The organism is Spirulina subsalsa CS-330 (assembly GCF_028330765.1).
In the GTDB taxonomy this organism is placed as follows: domain Bacteria; phylum Cyanobacteriota; class Cyanobacteriia; order Cyanobacteriales; family Spirulinaceae; genus Spirulina; species Spirulina subsalsa_A.
Genome location: NZ_JAQMTY010000165.1, coordinates 1 through 3,080 on the forward strand (window position 1 = coordinate 1; position 3,080 = coordinate 3,080).

General features: G+C 55.2%; 2 protein-coding genes. Both read left to right on the forward strand.

Annotated elements, in window-relative coordinates:
* Positions 1-1,735, forward strand: a 1,735-nt coding sequence (locus tag PN477_RS11130; protein ID WP_272147288.1) for a hybrid sensor histidine kinase/response regulator, incomplete at its 5' end; no start/stop codon positions are given.
* Between the two features lie 29 nt (positions 1,736-1,764).
* Positions 1,765-2,853, forward strand: coding sequence for a chemotaxis-specific protein-glutamate methyltransferase CheB (cheB, locus tag PN477_RS11135; RefSeq protein ID WP_272121122.1), 1,089 nt, complete (start codon positions 1,765-1,767; stop codon positions 2,851-2,853).
* The last annotated feature ends 227 nt before the right edge of the window (positions 2,854-3,080 follow it).

Sequence of the window (3,080 nt, forward strand, 5' to 3'; positions counted from 1 at the left end):
ACCCACCCCCGCCAGCACAAAAACCGGAGCCGAACCCTACCGCATCGAAACGATCCGCGTTGCCACGAGTCACCTTGATGACCTGATCACCCAAACGGGGGAACTCACCGTCACTAAAATTCGGATTGCCCATGTGGCTTCGGAACTCGATGCGGTGGTGAATGCCTGGGACGAACTCAAAACCCGGGCCGGAACGCAAAACACCGAGGTCAATCAAGCCCTCACCGAACGCTTGGATCACCTATTGCAGCAGTTGAAACTTTCGACCCAAGAAAATGCAACGCGGTTGGACATGATTGCCAACAATTTAGAAGATCAGATTCGGACGCTGCGCCTGTTGCCCCTGTCGAATATTTTTCAACTCTTTCCGCGTATGGTGCGGGACTTGGCAAAACAGCAAGAGAAGCAGATTGATCTGGTGATTGAGGGGGGAGACACGACGGCGGATAAGCGCATTCTGGAGGAAATGAAAGATCCCCTGATGCATATTATTCGGAATGCCATCGATCATGGGGTGGAATTACCGCGCGATCGCACCCAGGCCGGCAAACCCGCCACCGCCACCATCCACCTCAAGGGCCACCAAACCACCAGCAACGTGATCATCGAAGTCAGCGACGACGGCCGCGGCCTCGACCTCGAACGGATTAAGCGTAAAGCGATCGAGCGCAACATTCAAACCGCCGAAGAACTCCAAATGATGACCCCGGGCCAAATCTATAACCTGATTTTTACCCCCGGTTTTTCCACCCAAACCCTAATCACCGAAGTTTCCGGGCGCGGCGTGGGCCTGGATGTGGTGCAAACCAATGTCGAACGCCTCAAAGGGTCAATTCAGGTGCAATCCACCCCCGGTCAAGGCACAACGTTCCGAATTCAACTGGGCACGACTCTCGCCACGGCTAATGTGTTGCTGGTGGAGGTGGCCGGGTTGACCCACGCGCTGCCGGTGGAATTTGTAGAAACCTCGCTCCTGGTTGATCCCGATACGATTTTCACCGTGGAAGGGCGCGACACGATCGCCCTCGACAACCAAGCCATCTCCGTCGCCCATTTAGCCCAACTCCTCGAACTCGAAACCCTCGCCCCCCGCTCCGAAACGAAACGCAACTTGCCCTGTGTCTTGCTGCGCATTAGCGAAGAGCGATTCGGACTGTTTGTGGATCGCCTGATTGACACCCAAGATGTGGTCTTAAAACCCCAAAGCCAACTGTTGAAGCGGGTGCGTAATATTGCCGGGGCGACGATTTTGGGAACGGGGGAAGTCTGTATGATTCTCAATCCGACGGATCTGTTGAAATCGGTGCAACGCAACCAACGCAATGCGATCGTTCCCCTCGTCACCAGCAGTACCAGCACCACCCCCCAACACCGCGCCACCATCCTCCTGGCCGAAGACTCGATCACGATTCGCACCCAGGAAAAGCGTATTCTAGAAGGAGCGGGGTATACCGTCGTGACTGCTGTAGATGGTCTTGATGGCTTTAACAAATTAAAAACCGGCCAGTTTGATGCCGTAATTAGCGATGTCCAAATGCCCAACCTAGACGGCCTCGAACTCGCCCGCCGGATTCGTGAACATGCCGAATACAACGAAATTCCAATTATTTTAGTGACCTCCCTCTCCTCGGAAGACGATCGCCGCCGAGGCGCAGAAGCCGGAGCCAGTGCCTACATCACCAAAGGCACGTTTGATCAAGAAGTGTTGCTTGAAACCTTACAACGCCTTGTCTAGTTTGGTATTCCCCTTACTCCTAAACCCCTATGCGCACTCGTGTCTTGCTCGTTGAAGATTCCCTCATTGCCCAAGCCATTCTCAAGCGAATTTTAAATGCATCGGGGGTGGTGGAAGTGGTGGGGGTGGCCAAAACGGGACTCGAAGCCCTCTCACTGATTCCACGGGTGAATCCGGATGTGATTTGCACCGATTTGCATATGCCCCAAATGAATGGTTTGGAATTTACCTATGAGGTGATGGCCAAAAGCCCGATCCCGATTTTGGTGATTAGTGCGTCGGTGCAGGAAGAAGACACGAAAAATGTGTTTGAATTGCTCGATGCGGGGGCGGTGGATATTTTTCCAAAGCCCCGTGTGCAAGAAATGAGCGAGTATGAAGCGATTAAGGTGGCGTTGGTGCGGAAAATTCAGGTGTTGTCGGGGGTGCATGTGTTTACCCGCCATCGCAAGAATGCGCGTCTCCCGGCTCCGATGCCGGCCGCGTTGCCGATGATGCCCCTGTCTCGTCCGTCGTCGGGTGTGTCGTCGCTGGGCCTGGGGCGGATCAAGATGGTGGCGATCGGGGCTTCGACGGGGGGGCCTCAGGCGTTAAAGACGCTGTTGGGGGCGTTGCCGGCAAATTGGTCTACGCCGGTGGTGGTGGTGCAGCATATTAGTTATGGGTTTTTACAGGGGTTGATTGATTGGTTGAGTCTGTATTGCAAAGTGCCGATCCGGATTGCCCAGCAGGGGGAGTATCCCCAGGCGGGGGTGGTTTATTTTCCGCCGGAGCAGTTGCATTTGGAGATTGACCGTCAAGGCCAGTTTCGCCATTCGGCGCAGCCGAAAATTGATGGTCATCGGCCTTCGGTGACGGTGACGATGGAGTCGTTGGCGCAGTATTATCGCTCGGCGGTGCTGGGGGTGCTGTTGACGGGGATGGGGCGGGATGGGGCGGCGGGGATGATGGCGATCGCCCAAGCCGGAGGTCATACCATTGCCCAGGATGAAGCGAGTTCGGTGGTGTTTGGGATGCCGAAAGAAGCGATCGCCCTCAATGCCGCCCGCCAAGTGCTCCCCATTGACCAGATTGCCGCCGCCCTCCAAAGTCAGGTACTCGGCACGGTTCCGCTCTAGCCCTAGTTTCAGGGTATGATCAACTTCATCCCGGAGCGATTCACCTGCTGGGGGATGCTCTGCCATTGTTTTCATTAATTGCGTTCTTGACATCCTCCCCGCTCTAAAGAGACGGGGATTCCCAATCATCACTAATTGGGTTTCTGCTTCATAGCACCAGCCTTGACAGATTTACTCTGCTCAGGTCTTACAGTCGCTCCACAGACTGACACGGCAAGCCCTGCCGC